At 71.3% G+C, this 18,341-nt stretch carries 22 protein-coding genes and 2 riboswitches; of the genes, 9 read left to right on the forward strand and 13 right to left on the reverse strand.

What is annotated here, in order from left to right; translation table 11 throughout:
- Positions 1 to 208 precede the first annotated feature (208 nt).
- Positions 209 to 436: a hypothetical protein gene (locus OHA65_RS26260; protein ID WP_405762530.1), complete on the reverse strand. Its 228-nt coding sequence runs from the start codon at positions 434 to 436 to the stop codon at positions 209 to 211.
- Positions 437 to 605: 169 nt separating this feature from the next.
- Here OHA65_RS26260 and OHA65_RS26265 point away from each other — a divergent pair, with 169 nt between their 5' ends.
- The 7 genes from OHA65_RS26265 (at position 606) to OHA65_RS26295 (ending at position 6,342) form a co-directional block, all read left to right on the forward strand.
- Positions 606 to 782 (forward strand): hypothetical protein, encoded by a 177-nt coding sequence (locus tag OHA65_RS26265; RefSeq protein ID WP_327285566.1) that lies wholly within the window; start codon positions 606 to 608, stop codon positions 780 to 782.
- 41 nt (positions 783 to 823) lie between these two features.
- Positions 824 to 2,074: an Ig-like domain-containing protein gene (locus tag OHA65_RS26270; RefSeq protein WP_327285567.1), complete on the forward strand. Its 1,251-nt coding sequence runs from the start codon at positions 824 to 826 to the stop codon at positions 2,072 to 2,074.
- An 86-nt stretch (positions 2,075 to 2,160) separates the two neighbouring features.
- Positions 2,161 to 2,928 (forward strand): enoyl-CoA hydratase-related protein, encoded by a 768-nt coding sequence (locus OHA65_RS26275; protein WP_327285568.1) that lies wholly within the window; start codon positions 2,161 to 2,163, stop codon positions 2,926 to 2,928.
- Between the two features lie 137 nt (positions 2,929 to 3,065).
- Positions 3,066 to 3,674: an ATP-binding protein gene (locus OHA65_RS26280; RefSeq protein WP_371644892.1), complete on the forward strand. Its 609-nt coding sequence runs from the start codon at positions 3,066 to 3,068 to the stop codon at positions 3,672 to 3,674.
- A gap of 352 nt (positions 3,675 to 4,026) precedes the next feature.
- Positions 4,027 to 4,854 carry a polysaccharide deacetylase family protein gene (locus tag OHA65_RS26285; RefSeq protein ID WP_328763762.1) on the forward strand — a complete coding sequence of 276 codons (828 nt, stop codon included), beginning with the start codon at positions 4,027 to 4,029 and terminating at the stop codon, positions 4,852 to 4,854.
- Complete coding sequence (locus OHA65_RS26290) at positions 4,851 to 6,041, forward strand: hypothetical protein (protein WP_327278668.1); 1,191 nt, start codon at positions 4,851 to 4,853, stop codon at positions 6,039 to 6,041. The genes OHA65_RS26285 and OHA65_RS26290 overlap by 4 nt, the downstream gene beginning before the upstream one ends.
- 88 nt (positions 6,042 to 6,129) lie before the next feature.
- Positions 6,130 to 6,342 (forward strand): EF-hand domain-containing protein, encoded by a 213-nt coding sequence (locus OHA65_RS26295; RefSeq protein ID WP_266625258.1) that lies wholly within the window; start codon positions 6,130 to 6,132, stop codon positions 6,340 to 6,342.
- Positions 6,343 to 6,432: 90 nt separating this feature from the next.
- Here the strand turns inward: OHA65_RS26295 and OHA65_RS26300 are convergent, their stop codons facing one another.
- Genes OHA65_RS26300 through OHA65_RS26320 form a run of 5 tightly spaced genes read right to left on the reverse strand, consistent with a single transcriptional unit; the run spans position 6,433 to position 9,667 of the window.
- Positions 6,433 to 6,993, reverse strand: coding sequence for a PadR family transcriptional regulator (locus OHA65_RS26300; RefSeq protein ID WP_405762532.1), 561 nt, complete (start codon positions 6,991 to 6,993; stop codon positions 6,433 to 6,435).
- 36 nt (positions 6,994 to 7,029) lie between these two features.
- A complete protein-coding gene (locus OHA65_RS26305) occupies positions 7,030 to 7,854 on the reverse strand; it encodes an ATP-binding cassette domain-containing protein (RefSeq protein WP_327278670.1) in 825 nt (274 codons plus the stop codon).
- Positions 7,851 to 8,600 carry a cobalt ECF transporter T component CbiQ gene (gene cbiQ, locus OHA65_RS26310; RefSeq protein WP_327278671.1) on the reverse strand — a complete coding sequence of 250 codons (750 nt, stop codon included), beginning with the start codon at positions 8,598 to 8,600 and terminating at the stop codon, positions 7,851 to 7,853. Before cbiQ ends, OHA65_RS26305 begins: the two co-directional genes overlap by 4 nt.
- 3 nt (positions 8,601 to 8,603) lie before the next feature.
- Positions 8,604 to 8,975 (reverse strand): energy-coupling factor ABC transporter substrate-binding protein, encoded by a 372-nt coding sequence (locus OHA65_RS26315; RefSeq protein ID WP_405762534.1) that lies wholly within the window; start codon positions 8,973 to 8,975, stop codon positions 8,604 to 8,606.
- The gene (locus tag OHA65_RS26320) at positions 8,975 to 9,667 is read right to left on the reverse strand and encodes an energy-coupling factor ABC transporter permease (protein WP_405756854.1); all 693 of its coding nucleotides are present in this window, start codon (positions 9,665 to 9,667) and stop codon (positions 8,975 to 8,977) included. Before OHA65_RS26320 ends, OHA65_RS26315 begins: the two co-directional genes overlap by 1 nt.
- Positions 9,668 to 9,695: 28 nt before the next feature.
- Positions 9,696 to 9,891, reverse strand: a riboswitch (cobalamin riboswitch).
- A 113-nt stretch (positions 9,892 to 10,004) separates the two neighbouring features.
- On the opposite strand from OHA65_RS26320, the gene OHA65_RS26325 reads away from it, so the two are divergent.
- Complete coding sequence (locus OHA65_RS26325) at positions 10,005 to 10,718, forward strand: flavodoxin family protein (protein ID WP_327278673.1); 714 nt, start codon at positions 10,005 to 10,007, stop codon at positions 10,716 to 10,718.
- A 7-nt stretch (positions 10,719 to 10,725) separates the two neighbouring features.
- Here OHA65_RS26325 and OHA65_RS26330 read toward each other — a convergent pair whose 3' ends face one another.
- The 7 genes from OHA65_RS26330 to gcvT all read right to left on the reverse strand — a co-directional run bounded on the left by OHA65_RS26330 (position 10,726) and on the right by gcvT (position 17,128).
- The gene (locus OHA65_RS26330; protein WP_405762536.1) at positions 10,726 to 11,226 is read right to left on the reverse strand and encodes a hypothetical protein; all 501 of its coding nucleotides are present in this window, start codon (positions 11,224 to 11,226) and stop codon (positions 10,726 to 10,728) included.
- Between the two features lie 135 nt (positions 11,227 to 11,361).
- Entirely contained in the window at positions 11,362 to 11,775 is a 414-nt protein-coding gene (locus OHA65_RS26335; RefSeq protein WP_327278675.1) for an SsgA family sporulation/cell division regulator, read from the reverse strand.
- 188 nt (positions 11,776 to 11,963) lie between these two features.
- Positions 11,964 to 12,269, reverse strand: coding sequence for a hypothetical protein (locus OHA65_RS26340; RefSeq protein WP_327278676.1), 306 nt, complete (start codon positions 12,267 to 12,269; stop codon positions 11,964 to 11,966).
- Positions 12,270 to 12,550: 281 nt separating this feature from the next.
- Positions 12,551 to 13,933, reverse strand: coding sequence for an L-serine ammonia-lyase (locus OHA65_RS26345; RefSeq protein WP_327278677.1), 1,383 nt, complete (start codon positions 13,931 to 13,933; stop codon positions 12,551 to 12,553).
- 346 nt (positions 13,934 to 14,279) lie between these two features.
- Positions 14,280 to 15,536, reverse strand: a complete 1,257-nt coding sequence (gene glyA / locus OHA65_RS26350; protein ID WP_327278678.1) for a serine hydroxymethyltransferase — start codon at positions 15,534 to 15,536, stop codon at positions 14,280 to 14,282.
- Positions 15,537 to 15,551: 15 nt separating this feature from the next.
- Positions 15,552 to 15,932, reverse strand: a complete 381-nt coding sequence (gene gcvH, locus OHA65_RS26355; RefSeq protein WP_327278679.1) for a glycine cleavage system protein GcvH — start codon at positions 15,930 to 15,932, stop codon at positions 15,552 to 15,554.
- 80 nt (positions 15,933 to 16,012) lie between these two features.
- Entirely contained in the window at positions 16,013 to 17,128 is a 1,116-nt protein-coding gene (gene gcvT, locus OHA65_RS26360) for a glycine cleavage system aminomethyltransferase GcvT (protein ID WP_327278680.1), read from the reverse strand.
- Positions 17,129 to 17,312: 184 nt separating this feature from the next.
- Positions 17,313 to 17,416, reverse strand: a riboswitch (glycine riboswitch).
- Between the two features lie 205 nt (positions 17,417 to 17,621).
- Here gcvT and OHA65_RS26365 point away from each other — a divergent pair.
- Entirely contained in the window at positions 17,622 to 18,287 is a 666-nt protein-coding gene (locus tag OHA65_RS26365) for an AAA family ATPase (RefSeq protein WP_371646938.1), read from the forward strand.
- Positions 18,288 to 18,341 lie beyond the last annotated feature (54 nt).

The following is an 18,341-nucleotide window of genomic DNA, read 5'->3' on the forward strand; positions in this document are numbered from 1 at the left end:
CGGTCGGATGATTGTCGTACCGCAATCACCCGGGCCCGGGAGTGTCGTCCGTCCACCGCGCCGGGCCCTGCGCTGCTCAGCTGACCCCAGCCATGCAGCGCAGGGAGCCGGAGCCTCGGGTTCGTGGTCACCGCCGTACTGGCCGCCGCTGCCCCCGCGGCGCCCGGTCCGGTCCCGCGGACCACGCGCGGGCACCCGCCGTACGGCCCTACGCGCGCCGCTGCCCGACGGCCTCGGCCCCTGCATCCCGGGCAGGTACCCCGACCCGTTCCCCGGCGTCGACGTCGGGACCACCGCCAAGGGCTACGACGACGCGGTCAACCCGTTCGTCGGCGGCGACTTCCAGGTCCGCGGGCGCGCCGCCGAGGCCGAGGGCAAGGTCCTCGTCCTCGGCGGCTTCGACCAGGACGAGGACCCCCGGGCGGGCCGGGGCCACAACACCGGCATCGTCGGCGCCGGCTCGCTCGTGCAGCCCCCGCCCGGCCCGGACTTCCCGGCCGTGCCGATCCGCACCGGCCGCGACGACCAAGGAGACCCGCCCCGGCCGGCACGAGGCCTACTGGCACAGCAAGGACCACGCGTCCACGCCGTACGACGACGCCCCCGTGCCGCACGCCCAGTTCTTCGACGGGGGCCGGGACCTGCTGGCCGAGGGCGACGCCGTCTACGTCCGGGGCACCGAACCCGGCACCGAGGACTGGCTCGCCACGGCGCGCCGGTCCTTCCCGGTCTTGGGACGGAACGGTGACAAGACCGTTTCTCTTCGTGATCCCCCCGTGTGATTTCCTGGCGACATGCGCGCGACTGTCCGCGCGCGGGGGACATGGGGAGAAGAAGAGTGAACCTGCAGCCGATACGCGGCCGCGCCCGCCGCACCGGCCTGCCGGCCCTGCTGCTCGGAGCGGCGCTGCTGCTCACGAGCGCGTGCAGCGGAGGGGGCAACACCGGCAGCGGAGGCGGCGACAACGCCGGCGGTGGCGGAGGCGGAGGCGGCAAGACCGGCACCGAAGCGTCCAAGGCCGTTGTCAACGTCAAGCCCGACGACGGTGCCAAGGAGGTCGCCACCAGCGGCGTCCTGAAGATATCCACCACGGGCGGCAAGCTCACCACGGTGACCGTCGCCGACACCAAGGGCAATGCCGTCGACGGCAAGGTCGCCGCGGACGGTGCGAGCTGGGAGCCCGCCCGCAACCTGGCCTCCGCCACCGAGTACAAGGTGCACGCCGTCGCCAAGGACGAGGCCGGCCGGGAGTCCGCCAAGGACACCACCTTCACCACCCTGACCCCGACGAACACCTTCGTCGGCCACTACACGCCCGAGGACGGCGAGACCGTCGGCGTGGGCATGCCGGTGTCGGTCAACTTCAGCCGCGGCATCACCAACACCGAGGCCGTCGAGAAGGCCATCACGGTGACGGCCGAGCCGTCCGTGCCGGTCGAAGGTCACTGGTTCGGCAACGACCGCCTCGACTTCCGCCCCGAGAAGTACTGGGCCGCGGGTACCAAGGTCACCGTGAAGCTCGCCCTGGACGGCGTCGAGGGCCGCCCCGGCGTCTACGGCAAGCAGACCCGTACGGTCACGTTCACGATCGGCCGCTCGCAGGTCTCCACCGTCGACGCGAGCGAGCACACGATGCAGGTCGTGCGCGACGGCCAGGTCTTCAAGGACCTCCCGATCACCGCGGGCGCCCCGTCGACGACCACGTACAACGGGCAGATGGTCATCAGCGAGAAGTACAAGGTGACCCGCATGAACGGCGCGACCGTCGGCTTCGGCGGCGAGTACGACATCTCCGACGTCCCGCACGCGATGCGCCTGTCGAACTCCGGCACCTTCGTCCACGGCAACTACTGGGCCTCCTCGGGCACCTTCGGCTCCGAGAACGTCAGCCACGGCTGCGTGGGCCTCAAGGACGTCCGCGGTGCGGGCGACGGCAACCAGCCCGCGGCGTGGTTCTTCAACGAGTCGCTGATCGGCGACGTCGTCATCGTGAAGAACTCCAAGGACAAGCAGATCGCTCCGGACAACGGCCTCAACGGCTGGAACATGGACTGGGCGGAGTGGATCAAGTAGTCCTCCCCCGTACGTAGTCGAGTGGCCCGGTGCTGTGACCCACAGCACCGGGCCACTTCGCGTTAACCGCGGCTAACCTTCCGCGTATGACCCTCTCTCTCGAAGTCTCCGAAGGCGTCGGCACCATCCGCCTGGACCGGCCGCCCATGAACGCCCTGGACATCGCCACCCAGGACCGGCTGCGCGAGCTCGCCGTGGAGGCCACCGACCGGGCCGACGTCCGCGCGGTGATCATCTACGGCGGCGAGAAGGTGTTCGCGGCCGGCGCGGACATCAAGGAGATGCAGACGATGGACCACGCGGCGATGGTCGCCCGGTCCCGCGCGCTCCAGGACGCCTTCACCGCCGTGGCGCGGATCCCCAAGCCGGTCGTCGCCGCCGTCACCGGTTACGCCCTGGGTGGCGGCTGCGAACTCGCACTGTGCGCCGACTACCGGATCGCCGCCGACAACGCGAAGCTCGGCCAGCCCGAGATCCTGCTCGGCCTGATCCCGGGGGCCGGCGGCACCCAGCGCCTGTCCCGGCTGATCGGCCCGTCCAAGGCCAAGGACCTCATCTTCACCGGCCGCATGGTCAAGGCCGACGAGGCGCTCGCCCTCGGGCTCGTTGACCGCGTCGTGCCCGCCGCCGAGGTGTACGAGCAGGCGCACGCCTGGGCCGCCAAGCTGGCCCAGGGGCCGGCCATCGCACTGCGCGCCGCCAAGGAGTGCGTGGACGCGGGTCTGGAGGCGGACATCGACACCGGCCTGACCATCGAACGCAACTGGTTCGCGGGCCTGTTCGCGACCGAGGACCGCGAGCGCGGCATGCGCAGCTTCGTCGAAGAGGGCCCGGGCAAGGCGAAGTTCCTCTAGTCGGTCGTCGCCCGTCCTCCATGGGGGTGGATTAGCCAGGCCTTAAGGCAGCCTTAAGGGACTATGGAGATCCACTTGCGGTGATCTTCCGGGAGTGGTGGGTCACCGCAGATCAGGGTGGTCCCACGGGCGTCCGATTGCCCCACGCATATGACGGGACACCCCTCCGGAATGGACTATTCCGGGGGGTGTTTTCCTGCGGAACGGCCCGGACGGGCGCATCGGCCGTCCATGATGGGTGCATGGCGGGCCTGGAGGGTGTGGAACAGCCGCGGCAGCGCAGCAGCGCTTCCGCCGTACGGCTGACGGCGGCTCTTGAGGACGAACAGGGTCTCAAGGCGCTGGAGTTGTACGGGAACCCGGCCGAGGTGGAAGCGACGCTCCCGTCCATGCCGGAGTCGGCGAGCACGGCCCGCCGGCTCGCCCAGTACGTGGTGATCCGCTTCTGGGGCTTCTCCCCGCAGGTGTCCGAACACACCGTCCTGCTCGTCTCGGAGCTCGTCGGCAACGCCGTGCGCCACACCGGCGCCCGTTCCTTCGGTTTACGGATGCACCGGCGGCGCGGCTGGATCCGCGTCGAGGTGCGCGACCCCTCGCGCGGGCTGCCCTGCCTGATGCCGGTCCACGAGCTGGACACCACCGGCCGGGGCCTCTTCCTCGTCGACAAGCTCTCCGACCGCTGGGGCGCCGACCTGCTGCCGCGCGGAAAGATCACCTGGTTCGAGATGCGCGTGGCCGACCGCTGATCCCCCTGCCGTCGCCCCGCCCGGATACGCCCGAAGCCCCCGGTCGCCGTGGTGGGGCGTCGTGGGGGCTTCATGGGTGCGCCGAGGATCGAAGGGGGTGTGATCCTCGGCGTGGCGACTTCGCTCGGGTCAATGGGGGAAGCCGTGATTTCGACTATGGCAGACGGGCGACCAAACGCCAAAAGTCCCAAGTTGGACATAAGTGTGCAAATACTAAGAGTTTCCAGCTAAATCCTAGGTGAGGTGGGCCACTCACCTCGTAATCAATGAATAAATATCCACCGCTCTGTGTGATTCGTTGATCGAGTAACGGACGCTCCCTCGTATGGGTGGACTCCGGCGAAGGTCCCGAATGGGGTCAATCGTTACCTTCCGCAGCATCCACCCCTTAAATGGGCAGGTGCTCTGCTACCCGGACCGCCGATCCGCCCTCCGCGCCGGTGCGGCGGTCGCCGCCGGCGCCTTCACCGCCGCCTGCGGCTCGGGCGCCCGTACGCCCGCCGCCCCGCCCTCGAAGGCGGCCCCGGCGAAACCCGCCCCCGTCCGGCCCGCGGCGGTCCCGCGCCGGTTCCCCGGCCAGCCCACCGAGATCGCGCACGGTCCGCGCGACCGCCCCGGGGTCGCCCTCACCTTCCACGGCAACGGGGACCCCGCCACCGCCCGGGCCGTGCTCGCCGAGGCCGAAAGGGCGGGCGCGCGCGTCACCGTACTGGCGATCGGCAGCTGGCTCGACGCCCACCCGGACATGGCGCGCCGCATCCTGGACGGCGGCCACGAACTCGGCAACCACACCCAGCGCCACCTCGCGATCAACACCATGCCCGAGGCGGAGGCCTACGCCGAGATCACCGGCTGCGCCCAACGCCTCAAGCGGCTCACCGGCTCCATCGGCACCTGGTTCCGGCCCTCCCAGACCCAGTACGCCACCCCGCTCGTCCAGCGCCTCGCCCAGCGGGCCGGCTACCCGCACGTCCTCTCGTACGACGTGGACTCCCTCGACTTCACCTCGCCCGGTGCCGCGGCCGTCATCCGCAACGTCACCGGGACGATCCAAGGCGGATCGGTGGTGAGCCTGCACTTCGGCTACGCGGACACGGTCGACGCGATGCCGCCCCTCCTCGAAGAACTCGCGCGCCGCAAGATGCGCGCGGTGACCACCACGGAGCTGCTGACCTCATGACGACCACCCGCCTTCCCCGGAAGGCCACCGTGCTGCTGGCCGGTCTGGTCCTCGCCGCCCTGGCCGGCTGCGGATCGGCCGACAAGGAGCCCGCCGAGGCGCTCGGCTCCGCCGCGCAGGCCCGGCAGCCCGTCAAGGCCGTACCGGCCGTCCCCCCCGGCCTCGCCGGCATGCCGCCGCTCCTCGACCCGAACGACGTGTACGCGGCCGATCGGCCGAACCGCCTCTCCCCGGTGGTCAAGGACTTCCCGTCCCGCGTCTACGTGCCGAACACCACCTCCAACACGGTGTCCGTCATCGACCCGGCGACGTACAAGGTCATCGACACCATCCCCGTCGGCATCCAGCCCCAGCACGTCGTCCCGTCCTGGGACATGAAGACCCTGTGGGTCAACAACAACCGCGGCCACACGCTCACCCCGATCAACCCGGCCACGGGCGAGGCGGGCGCACCCGTCGAGGTGCACGACCCGTACAACCTGTACTTCACCCCGAACGGCAAGTACGCGGTCGTGATGGCCTCCATGGACCGCGAGCTGGTCTTCCGCGACGCCCACACCATGAACCGGGTGAAAACGGTCCCGGTGACCTGCTTCGGCGTCAACCACGCGGACTTCTCCGCCGACGGCCGCTACTTCATCGTGAGCTGCGAGTTCTCCGGCGAGCTCCTCAAGGTCGACACCGAGAAGATGGAGGTCATCGCCCAGCAGAAGCTGCCCTTCGAGGGCGCGATGCCGCAGGACGTGAAGGTCTCCCCGGACGGCAAGACCTTCTACGTCGCGGACATGATGGCGCACGGCATGTGGGTGTTCAGCGGGGACAAGTTCGACATCCCCAAACTGCTGCCCACCGGCAAGGGCACCCACGGCCTGTACGTCAGCCGCGACTCCAAGGAGATGTACATCTCCAACCGCGGTGAGGGCAGCATCTCCGTCTTCGACTTCAAGCAGAACAAGCTGACCAAGAAGTGGGAACTGCCCGACGGCGGCAGCCCCGACATGGGCGGCGTCTCCGCCGACGGCAAGGTGCTGTGGCTGTCGGGCCGCTACAACTCCGAGGTCTACGCGATCGACACGGTCACCGGCCGCCAGCTCGCCAAGATCCCGGTGGGCGGCGGCCCGCACGGCCTGGCCGTCTACCCACAGCCCGGCCGCTACTCGCTCGGCCACACCGGGATCTTCCGCTAGGCCACGGCGCCGGGACCCGCGGATGGGGCGGGGCCCGGCTGCCGTTACCCTTGGCCGGTCAACAAGCACCGAGAAGGGGTGGATCCCAGTGGCTGACATCGAGAGCGCGCGGGCGACGTTCGGCAAGTTCGACGCGGACGGTGACGGCTTCGTCACGGCGGACGAGTACAGCGCGGCCATGAAGGCGATGGGTGACGCGTACGTCACCGGCGCCGTCGCGGACGCCGTCATCGCCGCCAAGGACACCAACGGCGACGGCCTCCTGAGCTTCGACGAGTTCTGGGCCTCCCTGAACAAGTAAGCCCCGCCCCCCCGGCCGATGCCGGAAGGGCACGCAGCCCCCGCAACGCCCCCCGCCGGGCGCGGCGGGGGCTTCGCACTGCCCGTCGGCTCAGGGCGTGACCCCGCCGGGTGGCCGGGTCATGTCCTCGACCTCGCCCAGGGCCTCCTCCAGCCAGCGCAGCCAGAACATCTCCAGGCCGATGCCGCCGTGCAGGACCAGGCGGCGCAGCCGGTCCTCGTCGGAGTCCCGCCCGGGCGGGAAGTCCTTCTCCTCGATGGCCTCGTAGACCGCCAGCTGGCGGCGGTGCAGATCCAGATGGCGCCGCAGCTCCCCGGCCAGCCCGTGCGGGCCCACGACGGCGGCCGCCCGGATCCGCAGCAGCAGCGGATCCCGGATGGCCTTCGGGTCCTGGCTCTCGCCGACCCACCGCGCGAGCTCCGCGCTGCCGGCCTCCAGCACCTCGTACTGCTTCTTCTGCCCCCGTACTGGGACCTCGCTGGGCAGCGCCCGGATCAGCCCGGCCTCCTCCAGCCGGCCCAGCTCGCGATAGATCTGCTGGTGCGTCGCGGACCAGAAGTACCCGATCGACTTGTCGAACCGCCGCGTCAGCTCCAGCCCCGACGAGGGCTTCTCCAGCAGGGCGGTGAGGATGGCGTGCGGCAGCGACATGCGGCCATCCTAGGGAGGCGCGAGAGCGTCGTCCGGCTACCGGGTCCAGGCGGCGAGGGCCTCCGGGGTCCTGGGGCCCGGGTCGTCGGTGGCCAGGAGGGCGCGGGACCGCAGGAACGTCGTCACCGCCGGGGACCACGCCTGGCGCAAGCCCGCCGAGGCCAGCAGCTCCGGGTCGGACAGCAGGGCCTGCGCCGGGCCGACGCGGATGCCCGACGGGGTCAGCACCGCCGCGTCGTCCGCCCAGCGGACCGCCAGGTCGACGTCGTGCGTGGCCATGACCACCGTGGTGCCGGCCGAGCGGAGCCCCGCCAGGGCGTCCAGCAGGCGTTCCTGCCCGTCCGGGTCCAGGCCCGCCGTCGGCTCGTCCAGGATCAGCACCCGCGGAGCCATCGCCACCGCGCCCGCGATCGCCGCCCGCTTGCGCTGCCCGTACGAGAGCAGGTGCGTCGGGCGGTCCCGCAGCGCGGTGATGTCCAGTGCGGAGAGTGCGGCCTCCACCCGCGCCCGTACCTCCCCGACGGGCAGGCCCAAGTTCATCGGCCCGAAGGACACGTCCTGTTCCACCGAGGCCGCGAACAGCTGGTCGTCCGGGTCCTGGACCACCAGCTGCACCGCCGTCCGCAGTCGGGTCAGCCCCGCCCGGTCGTACGACACCGCGGTCCCGTCGAGGCGCAGCGCCCCCGAGCCCGGGCGCAGGCCCCCGCTCAGCAGCCGCATCAGCGTGGTCTTGCCGCTGCCGTTGCGGCCCAGCAGGACCAGCGCCCGGCCCTCCGCGATGGCGAAGTCCACGTCGGACAGGACCGCCGGGCCGTCCTCGTACGCGTAGCCGGCGCCGGCCAGTTCCACCAACGGTTTCACAGGTAGAGCCCCTTCAGGGTGAGAGTCAGGGTGATCAGGGCCGCCAGCAGGGCCCCCGACGCCGCCAGGAACCGCCACGACAGGGTCGCCTCGGGTACGAGGACCCGCAGCGCGCCGTCGTAGCCGCGCCCGGCCAGGCCCACCTGGAGCCGCGCCGCGCGGTCGAAGGCCCGTACGAACGAGGTCGCGGCGAGCCCGGCCAGCGAACGCCACACCGCGGCCCGCCCGGACTGGCCCAGACGGGCGGCCTGGGCGCGCCGTACCTGGGCCATCGAGTCCAGCAGCAGGAAGCCGATCCGGTACATGACCAGGGCCACGTCCACCACCGGCGCCGGGACCCCGGCACCCACCAGCCGGGGCAGGACGTCCGAGACGGGCGTGGTGAACGCGAACAGCAGCACGCCGAGCGAGGCCGCCGAGGTCCGCAGCAGCAGGTCCGCGGCGTGCCGGGGGCCGTCGGGGGCGAGCGAGACGAACCCGGCCGGCCCGCCGACGGAGACCAGCAGGGGCAGGGCGCCGGTGAAGCAGAAGCCCAGCGGGATCCGGAACGCCCGCCACAGCTGCCGCCCGGCCACACCGGCCGGCCCGAGGAGCACGGCGAGCGTCGCCGCGGCGACCAGCGGGCCGCCCGGCCAGGGCGGCAGGCACACGGCGGTGACGGTCAGTCCGAGTCCCAGCAGGGCCTTCTCCAGCGGATGGCGGCGGCGCCAGCGGCTGGAGTGCGCGGCCACGTCGATCGGCAGCACCGCCTACGACTCCGTGGCAGTGGGGTCGGCAGCGGTCGCCGCGGCAGCGGTCGCCGCGGCGGCGGTCGCCGCGGCGGCGCCCTGGCGGCGGCCCTTGCGGACGCCGAAGTAGTACGCGAGCAGGCCCGCGCCGAGCGCCGCCTGGAGGGCGAACAGCGCCGACTCCACTTCCCCGGAGGGGGGTTCGTACAGCGGCGAGAACCACGGCTCGTAGTCCGGCTTCAGTTCGGTGATCGCCGCCTCCGCCTGCGCGTCGGAGCCCGTGAACGGCTCCTCCTTGCCGTCGCCCAGCCCCAGCGCGAGCGGCAGCACGGCCAGGGCCGCCACCAGGAGCAGCAGCAGGCCGTTGATCTTCGTGTTCCGGTTCATCGCCATCAGAGCGCCGCCTTCTGCTCGCCGCGACCGCTGAGCTTCGCGACGCCCAGCCGGACCAGGTCCGACTTGCTCGACTGCATCAGCAGCCGCATCACGAGCACCGTCAGCAGGCCCTCGCTGACCGCGAGCGGGATCTGGGTGACGGCGAAGATGCCGCCGAACTTCGCGAGCGCGCCCGGGAATCCGCTGCCCGGATCGGGGAACGCCAGGGCCAGCTGTACGGAGGTCACGCAGTAGGTGACCAGGTCGGCGAAGAAGGCGCCGAAGAAGACGGTCACCATCAGCGGGACGTCGAAGCGCTTGAGCAGCAGGTACACCCCGTATCCGGCCCAGGGTCCGGCGATGGCCATCGAGAAGACATTCGCGCCGAGGGTGGTCAGCCCGCCGTGCGCGAGCAGCAGTGCCTGGAAGAGCAGGGTGATCGTGCCGAGCACCGCCATGATCGGCGGCCGGAACAGGATGGCGCCGAGCCCGGTCCCGGTGGGGTGCGAGCAACTTCCCGTCACCGAAGGGACCTTCAATGCGGAAAGGACGAACGTGAATGCTCCGGACGCCCCGAGCAGCAGCGTGCTCTCCGGGTTGGCCTTCACCTCGCGGGTGAGGGCGCGGACACCGTGGACGACGAAGGGAGCGGACGCGGCGCCCCAGGCGACCGCGTGCAAAGGGGGCAAGAACCCCTCGGCTATGTGCATGAGTTGGGAGACCTCTCCAGCACCTCGTGGATGGACAACGCGCCCCGGCCGGTCTCCTGGCTCACGGGTGCTGATGCCCTGGCTCCGCCTTCCCGGGCGGTGCGGAACCTCCCGCGCCGCCCAGTGGCTTCCCGTGGGACCGGAGCCGGACTTCCCGTTCACAGTGGCGAGGGCCGCACCGGTTTCCCACCGGTTTCCCGAACACCAAGGCCAGATGACCCTAGTCGGACGGACGGACCGGTACCAACCCGGTCCGAACGGGTACGGTCCGCGGCGGGCGTCCCCGAACGGGTGCGCCCCGGTGGCGGCGCCACCCGCGGGCGTCCAGGCTGGCGGCGTGGCCGCCGATTACGACTACTCCGACCTGACCGCCGTCTACGTCAACTGCACCCTCAAGCGCTCGCCCGAGACCAGCAACACCGAGGGCCTGATCGACAGGAGCCGCTCCGTCATGGAGGCGGCCGGCGCCCGGACCTCGCTGATCCGCGCCGTGGACCACGACATCGCCACCGGTGTCTGGCCCGACATGACCGAGCACGGGTGGGAAACCGACCAGTGGCCCGTCCTGTACAGCCAGATCATGGACGCCGACATCCTCGTCCTGTGCGGCCCGATCTGGCTCGGCGACAACAGCTCGGTCATGAAGCAGGTCATCGAGCGGCTCTACGCCTGCTCCTCGATCCTGAACGAGCACGGCCAGTACGCCTATTACGGCCGCGTCGGCGGCGCACTCGTCACCGGCAACGAGGACGGCGTCAAGCACTGCGCCATGAACATCCTCTACAGCCTCCAGCACCTCGGCTACGCGATCCCGCCGCAGGCCGATGCGGGCTGGATCGGCGAGGCCGGGCCCGGGCCCTCGTACCTCGACCCCGGCTCGGGCGGTCCCGAGAACGATTTCACCAACCGGAACACCACCTTCATGTCGTGGAACCTCATGCACCTTGCCGCCCTGCTCAAGCGGTCCGGCGGGATGCCGGCGCACGGCAACCAGCGCTCGGAGTGGGACGCCGGCTGCCGCTTCGACTTCCCGAACCCGGAGCACCGGTAGCCCGCTCTCACCGGCAGACGTTGCGGTGCGCCACGTCCAGCACGAACCGCTCGGGCGAGTGCAGCGTGAAGGAGGTGAAGGCGGGCCTGGCGTCGAAGGCGGCGCCGAAGGTCACGTACCCCTCGAAGTCGCCGGTCATGGCGAGCCCCTTCAGCTGCGGAAGGCGGATCTTGACGAGCTCCGGCCCGCGGTACGTACTGCGGCCCGTGCGGTCGTGCGCGGCGGCGGGGTGCAGACGGATCTCCAGGAAGTGCTTACCGGCGAGCGGCACCGGCGTGCCGGAGCCGTCCTGGACCAGCTTCGGCACGCGGGTGACGGTGACCCCGGGGACGTGTCCCCGCAGGTCGACGACGATGCGGTCGTACGTGCAGTGACCGCCCCAGCGGGCGTTCACGACGAGCGGCACGGGCCGCACGGCGGCCGAGGCCGGCGCGGCGAGGGTGATGCCGGCGGTGAGCAGCGAACCCGTGGCGAGGGCCACGAACTGCCGGCGGCGGAGGTGGTTCATGACGTCCCCCTGATTCTTCGGAGGCGGGGACCGATGTCACCACTAAGGACACGCCCGGCAGGCTCACGGTTGCACTCGAACCACAAGAGAACCAAACAAATTCGGCAAACCGCGCAATCCAGGACAGTGAGCTCCCTATCGGGGCAGGAGGGTGCTCAGCTCGGCGTCGAGGTCGTAGTGCCGCTGCTCCTCCCCCCGCGGAACCAACTCGACCAGTCGCCGGCACAGCGCGCCCACGTCCCTCGCCCGGGCGGACACCACGCAGCTCTGCGCGCCGTTGCTGAAGGCGAGGAAGACGCGCGGCGAGCGGCCCTGCCACTGCGGCCACACGTGGATGTCCCCCTCGCCGGTCGCGCAGGTCTCCCCGTCCAGCAGTAGGTCCCGGGAGAACACCCAGTGCGCCAGGTGCATCCCGGCGCCCCGGAAGTCGAGCGTCAGCTCGTAGGGCCGGTCGCAGCGGTACGTGAAGGCCCCGTGTACGGGTATGGGCCCGGGTGCGTCCTCCAGCCGGAGCGGGAGGACGCGGTACTCGATGTCGTTGCCGTCCATGGCGCGGCGCCTCTCTGTCGTCTCTCGTCCCGCCTGCCCGCAGCCCCCTCGGGCAAGCTAGCCCACCTCCCGGTCGCCCCTGCGGGCCGAAGGTCCCGACCCCGGGGGCCGCTGGACCCGTCTTGTCACAGGAACGCGAAGGGGCCCGCCCTCCGGGGGGGAGGGCGGGCCGCCGGGGCGCAGGTCCGCTACGGGGCGGGGTGGAAGACGAACGAGTCGTTGGACTGCCCGGTGGCGGTGAAGGAGGCGCCGTTGGATTGGGAGCCGTTGCTCTGGTTGGAGGCCCCGGAGCCGGTGGCGACCTGCTGGGTGGTGGAGGAGTTGCCGAGGTTGGCGCCGGCGACCCCGCTGCCGAAGATCTCGGCGACGGCGGCATGGGACGAGATGCCGGCACCGGCGCCGTTGTCGGCCCGGGCGACGCCGGCGAAGAGGGCGACGGCGAAGGGGAACGAGGCGACGGCGGAGATCACGCGGATGCTGCGGTTGCTTGCCATGATGAAGTCCTCCAGTGCGCAAAGGGGCTGCGGTCCAAGGCGGTTGGCCGGCCGCCGGGGGTGTGGCCGCGACGTCACGTGATCACCTTGGCGCATGTGATCATCGAGAAACCAGCCCGGACCGGAGGATTCGCCCTCAAGCGTGATCAACTCACCCCAAACGTCAAAAGGCCCGCAAATCCGCCGTGTTGTGCTCCTCGGCGCCGTGGGGGAGCCCGGCGGGAACGGGGAAGGGGCCCGACGCAGTGCGTCGGGCCCCTTCCGGCGTCATGCGCGCCCGGTCAGCACTCGATGACGTTGACCGCCAGGCCACCGCGGGCGGTTTCCTTGTACTTGACCTTCATGTCGGCGCCCGTCTCCTTCATGGTCTTGATGACCTTGTCGAGGGACACCTTGTGCGTGCCGTCGCCGCGCATCGCCATCTTCGCCGCAGTGACGGCCTTGACCGCCGCCATGCCGTTGCGCTCGATGCACGGGATCTGGACCAGGCCGCCGACCGGGTCGCAGGTCAGGCCCAGGTTGTGCTCCATGCCGATCTCGGCCGCGTTCTCCACCTGCTCCGGGGTGCCGCCCAGGACCTCGGCGAGGGCGCCCGCCGCCATCGAGCAGGCCGAGCCGACCTCGCCCTGGCAGCCGACCTCCGCGCCGGAGATCGAGGCGTTCTCCTTGAACAGCATGCCGATCGCGCCCGCTGCGAGGAGGAAGCGGACCACGCCGTCCTCGTCCGCGCCCGGCACGAAGTTCACGTAGTAGTGCAGGACGGCGGGCAGGACGCCGGCCGCGCCGTTCGTCGGAGCCGTCACGACGCGGCCGCCCGCCGCGTTCTCCTCGTTGACCGCCATCGCGTAGATCGTCGTCCACTCGCTGCGGTGCATCATCGGGTCGCCCTCGGTGCGCAGCTGGCGCGCCGTGGACGCGGCCCGGCGCTTGACCCGCAGGCCGCCCGGGAGGATGCCCTCGCGGGACATGCCGCGCGAGACGCAGGCCTGCATGACCCGCCAGATCTCCAGCAGGCCCTCGCGGATCTCCTCCTCCGTGCGCCAGGCCTTCTCGTTCTCCAGCATCAGGGAGGAGATCGACAGGCCGGTCTCCTTCGCCAGGCGCAGCATCTCGTCGCCCGAGCGGAAGGGGTACTTCAGCACGGTGTCGTCGAGCTTGATCCGGTCCTCGCCGACCGCGTCCTCGTCCACCACGAAGCCGCCGCCGACCGAGTAGTAGGTCTTCTCCAGCAGGGGCGCGCCCGCGGCGTCGTACGCGAAGAGCGTCATGCCGTTCGCGTGGTAGGGCAGGGACCGGCGGCGGTGCAGGATCAGCTGGTTCGGCTCGTCGAAGGCGATCTCGTGCGCTTCGCCTATTTCCGTGCCGAGCAGGCGCAGGCGGCCCGTCTGTCGGATGCGCTCCACCTCGTCGTCGGCCGTCTCCACGTTCACCGTGCGCGGGGAGTGCCCCTCCAGGCCCAGGAGCACCGCCTTCGGCGTGCCGTGGCCGTGGCCGGTGGCGCCGAGGGAGCCGTACAGCTCTGCGCGGACCGCCGCCGTCTGGGCGAGCACGCCGTCCTTCTTCAGTCGGGTCACGAACATGCGGGCGGCCCGCATCGGGCCGACCGTGTGGGAGGAGGAGGGGCCGATGCCGATGGAGAAGAGGTCGAAGACGGAGATGGCCACGGTGGCGGACTCCCTTGTCTGCTCGTGGGGTGGGAGGGGGCGGGAAGCAGGATGGTTCAGGAGGGGTGATTGTTCGGATTTTGTCCGACAGACGAGCTTAACGCGGAGAAATGAACGGCTCCGCTGCCGGACGGGTGCGCGAGGTTGCGGTTGGGCGTGCGTCCGGTCACGTTCCCGCTGCGCGGCAGGGGCGGCGAGGGGGCCCGGCCGTCCCCTGGACCGGATCCAGGATCGGGTCCAAGCCCGGAGGCCCGCCGGAGCGGGCCCGGACGCCCGCCGCCGGTCATGGGGAAGGGCCCGGTTCTGCGGACTGCGGAACCGGGCCCTCCTCGTCACATCCCGGACGTCAGAGCGTCGGGTACAGCGGGAACTTCGCCGCCAGCGCGGAGACGCGCGCCTTGAGGGACTCGCTGTCGTACGTCGGCTTCAGCGCCTGCGCGATGATCTCGGCGACCTCGGTGAAGGCCTCGGCGTCGAAACCGCGGGTCGCGAGGGCCGGCGTACCGATCCGCAGACCCGAGGTGACCATCGGCGGCCGCGGGTCGTTCGGGATGGCGTTGCGGTTGACCGTGATGCCGACCTCGTGGAGGCGGTCCTCGGCCTGCTGCCCGTCCAGCTCGGAGTTGCGCAGGTCGACCAGGACCAGGTGCACGTCGGTGCCGCCGGTCAGGACGTCCACGCCCACGGCCTTGACGTCGTCCTGGACCAGGCGCTCGGCGAGGATCTTCGCGCCTTCCAGGGTGCGCTCCTGGCGCTCCTTGAACTCGGGCGAGGCCGCGACCTTGAAGGAGACCGCCTTGGCCGCGATCACGTGCTCCAGCGGGCCGCCCTGCTGACCCGGGAAGACCGCGGAGTTGATCTTCTTGGCCAGCTCCTGCGTCGACAGGATGACACCGCCGCGCGGACCGCCGAGGGTCTTGTGCGTGGTGGTGGTGACGACGTGGGCGTGCGGCACCGGGTTCGGGTGCAGGCCCGCGGCCACCAGACCGGCGAAGTGCGCCATGTCGACCATGAGGTACGCGCCGACCTCGTCCGCGATGCGGCGGAAGGCGGCGAAGTCCAGCTGGCGCGGGTAGGCGGACCAGCCGGCGATGATCAGCTGCGGCTTGGACTCCTTGGCGAGGCGCTCGACCTCGGCCATGTCGACCTGGCCGTCTTCACCGACGTGGTACGGGACCACGTTGTAGAGCTTGCCGGAGAAGTTGATCTTCATGCCGTGGGTCAGGTGACCGCCGTGGGCCAGGTTCAGGCCCATGATCGTGTCGCCCGGCTTCAGCAGCGCGAACATCGCGGCGGCGTTCGCCTGCGCACCCGAGTGCGGCTGGACGTTCGCGGCCTCGGCGCCGAACAGCGCCTTGATGCGGTCGATCGCGATCTGCTCGACGACGTCGACGTGCTCGCAGCCGCCGTAGTAGCGGCGGCCCGGGTAGCCCTCGGCGTACTTGTTGGTCAGGACCGAGCCCTGGGCCTCCATGACGGCGACCGGAGCGAAGTTCTCCGACGCGATCATTTCCAGGGTGGACTGCTGGCGGGCGAGCTCGGCGTCGACGGCGGCGGCGACGTCCGGGTCGAGCTCGTGGAGAGGGGTGTTCAGTACAGACATCAGGATCCCCTGGGGTCAGTTACCGGCGGTGAGCTTGGTGTACTCCTCGGCGGAGAGCAGGTCGGCCGGCTCCTCCGCGATGCGCACCTTGAACAGCCAGCCACCCTCGAACGGGGCGGTGTTCACGAGCGCCGGGTCGTCCACGACGTCCTGGTTGGCCGCGACGACCTCACCGGTGACGGGGGAGTAGAGGTCGCTGACGGACTTGGTCGACTCCAGCTCGCCGCAGGTCTCGCCCGCGGTCACGGTGTCGCCGACCTGGGGGAGCTGGGCGTAGACGACGTCACCGAGCGCGTTGGCCGCGAACTCCGTGATGCCGACCGTCGAGACGCCGTCCTCGGCGTCCGACAGCCACTCGTGCTCCTTGCTGTAACGCAGCTGCTGGGGGGTGCTCATGACCTGATTCTCCTGGATGCGGGGGAGTGGATACGAACAGTGGTCTTGCGGAGTGAGACGGCCGGTACGGCGTACGGGCGCTACTTCTGCCGCTTGTAGAACGGCAGGGCCACGACCTCGTACGGCTCATGCGTACCGCGAATGTCCACGCCGACGCCGGAGGTGCCGGGCGCGGCGTGCGCCGCGTCCACGTAGGCCATCGCGATCGGCTTGCCCAGCGTCGGGGACGGGGCGCCCGAGGTGACCTCGCCGATCACCTCGCCGCCGGCGACGACCGGGAACCCGGCACGCGGGACGCGGCGGCCCTCGGCGATCAGGCCGACCAGCTTGCGCGGCGCCTTGGTGGCGGCCTGCTCGGCGGCGGCCTCCAGGGCGGTGCGCCCGACGAAGTCGCCGTCCTTCTCGAACTTCACGACCCGGCCCAGGCCCGCGTCGAACGGGGTGAGGGCGGTGGTCAGCTCGTGCCCGTACAGCGGCATGCCCGCCTCCAGGCGCAGCGTGTCACGGCAGGACAGGCCGGCCGGGACCAGGCCGACGCCCTCGCCGGCCTCGGTCAGCGCCTGCCACAGCTGCACGGCGTGCTCGGGGGAGACGAACAGCTCGAAGCCGTCCTCGCCGGTGTAGCCCGTACGCGCGATCAGCGCGGGCACGCCCGCGACCGTGCCCGGCAGGCCGGCGTAGTACTTCAGCCCGTCCAGGTCGGCGTCGGTGAGGGAGGCGAGGATGCCGGGGGACTCGGGGCCCTGCACGGCGATCAGCGCGTACGCGTCTCGGTCGTCGCGGACCTCCGTCTTGAAGCCCGCGGCGCGCTCGGTCAGGGCGTCCAGGACGACCTGGGCGTTGGAGGCGTTCGCGACGACCATGTACTCGGTCTCGCCCAGGCGGTAGACGATCAGGTCGTCGAGGATCCCGCCGTCCTCCCGGCAGATGTGCGTGTAGCGGGCGCGGCCCACGCCGACGGTGGAGATGTTGCCGACCAGCGCGTAGTCCAGGGCCTTGACGGCCTCCGGGCCGGTCAGCGTGATCTCGCCCATGTGGGACAGGTCGAAGAGACCGGCCTTGGTCCGTACGGCGTTGTGCTCGTCGCGCTCACTGGCGTACCGCAGGGGCATGTCCCAGCCCGCGAAATCGGTCATGGTCGCACCGAGCGACCGGTGCAGCGCATCGAGGGCGGTCAGGCGGGGGGCAGTGCTCATGGGTGTGGCTCCCGGGTCCCAGGGCATGACATGACGAGGACGATCCTCCCCATCTGTCATCGGAACCTGAGAGGTTCGCCGAGAGTTCCCGGTCGGACCCGGGGAACGTCGACTTGCACCTTGGGTGGAGCGCACGCGGGTGCCGTCGTGAGGGACGGCGGCGCGGCTCGCTTTTCAGATCTGCCTCATCCACGCGGTACGGGGCCTGAGAGATTCAAGGGAGGAACTTGCTCCTTCGGCGCCCGGGCGCCGCCTCACGGCGTGCCGGGACTCTCCCGCGCGGATTCAAGCGGCCGGTATGCAGTTGGTCCAGATGGCGCACATCATTGCACGCCGTCCGGGCGATCGGGCGTGCGGGCCCGGAAGAACGTGCGGGACCGGTGGTCCCGGACCGGTGGCCGGCCCGGAAATCAGGACCGGAACCAGGGCTCCCGGATTACCGTCTCTTTACACTCAGTGGGCATGGGCCCGCGTGGCCCGATTGGGGGAGGCGATCACGGTGCGGAGATTCGGAGTGCTGGCGTTGACCGGGGCCGTGGACGGGGTGCCGGCGGCGCGGCGGGCGTGCGCCGGGGGCCCTCTCGTACGTGACCTGCGCGGCCGGGGCCCGCACGGACCGCAGTGGCTCGGCTTCGCCGAAGGCGACATCGTCGTGGTGTCCGGGCTGCCCGGCGGCGGCAAGAGCACGCTGATCAAGCGGGCCGCGGAGGGCGGCGGCATCGACTCCCAGGACGTGCGCGAGCGCTGGGAGCGGCGGATGCCGAGCGCCCTGCCGTACGCCGCGTACCGGCCGCTGGTCCGCTGCGCCCACTACTGGGGGCTGTGGCGGACGCTGCGCTCCGGGGCCTCGGCGGTGGTCCATGACTGCGGGACGCAGACCTGGGTGCGCAGCCTGCTGGCCGCGGCCGCGCGGCGGCGGGGCCGGGCGTTGCACCTGCTGCTGCTGGACACCACCCCGGAGGAGGCCCTGGCCGGGCAGGCGGAGCGGGGGCGCGGGGTGTCGGCGTACGCCTTCGCCCGCCACCGGGGCGCGGTGGCCCGGCTGCTGCGCGACGCGGAATCGGGCCGCCTCCCGGCGGGCTGCACCTCCGCGGTCCTGCTGGACCGGGGCTCGGCGGCCCGCGTGACCCGCATAGCCTTCCGCCGCGGCCCGGCCTAGCCCCGCCCCACCCCACCCCAGCTGACCCCACGGGCCCGTGGCGGCGGGCGGTGC

Origin of the sequence: Streptomyces sp. NBC_00045 (assembly GCF_045041095.1) — a bacterium.
GTDB lineage: Bacteria > Actinomycetota > Actinomycetes > Streptomycetales > Streptomycetaceae > Streptomyces.